The following is a 681-nucleotide window of genomic DNA, read 5'->3' as shown; positions in this document are numbered from 1 at the left end:
CCACGAATGCGCCTACATCCTGGCAAAAGGTCGTCCACATCTGCCACAAAACCCGCTACCCGACGTGCTGGGCTGGAAATATTCGGGCAACCGCCATCACCCGACGGAAAAGCCCGTTACCAGCCTGCAACCACTGATTGAGAGCTTCACACACCCGAACGCGATTGTGCTGGACCCGTTTGCAGGCAGCGGCTCAACCTGCGTGGCCGCCCTCCAGTCCGGACGCCGGTATATCGGTATCGAGCTGCTTGAGCAGTATCACCGTGCCGGGCAGCAACGCCTTGCCGCCGTGCAACGGACCATGCAGCAGGGGGCCGCGAATGATGACTGGTTTATGCCGGAGGCTGCGTAAATGAACTATGCCGGACACGAAAAACTTCGCGCCGACGTGGCGGAGGTGGCCAATGCCATGTGTGACCTTCGGGCCAGGCTGAACGATATGGAGCATCGCTGTCGCTTTGATTCCGATGTGCTTGTTGAACGCCTGGCACGCCAGACTCTGTATCGCGCCAATCGCCTGTTCATGGAGGCGTATACCGAAATTCTGGAACTGGATGCGTGCTTTAAAGATTGAGGGGAGAGAAGAGTATGTACGGAACATGCGAAATGCTCTGCCGGGAGCTGGCAGCAAAGTATCCGGGAGACACGCCACTGATGCTGGTTGTCTGGTCCCCGGAAGAG

The 681-nt window shown here is 58.3% G+C and carries 3 protein-coding genes; all 3 read left to right on the top strand.

Annotated elements, in window-relative coordinates; genetic code table 11:
* Window positions 1–352: DNA methyltransferase (locus EQY_RS0119055; RefSeq protein WP_000496273.1), on the top strand; the 352-nt coding region annotated here is incomplete at its 5' end.
* Window positions 353–574 (top strand): YubE family protein, encoded by a 222-nt coding sequence (locus EQY_RS0119050; protein WP_001104866.1) that lies wholly within the window; start codon window positions 353–355, stop codon window positions 572–574.
* 14 nt (window positions 575–588) lie between these two features.
* The coding region (locus EQY_RS27540) for a DUF1380 family protein (protein WP_038809086.1) at window positions 589–681 on the top strand (93 nt) is incomplete at its 3' end.

Source organism: Escherichia sp. TW14182, from assembly GCF_000208525.1.
Taxonomy (GTDB): Bacteria; Pseudomonadota; Gammaproteobacteria; order Enterobacterales; family Enterobacteriaceae; genus Escherichia; species Escherichia ruysiae.
The sequence above is the reverse complement of the archived record's forward strand: the minus strand, read 5'-3'. Positions and strand labels throughout refer to the sequence as shown.

Excerpts from the sequence above, each read along its gene's own strand:
- EQY_RS0119050 (WP_001104866.1), top strand. The coding sequence starts at position 353 with ATGAACTATGCCGGACACGAAAAACTTCGCGCCGACGTGGCGGAGGTG.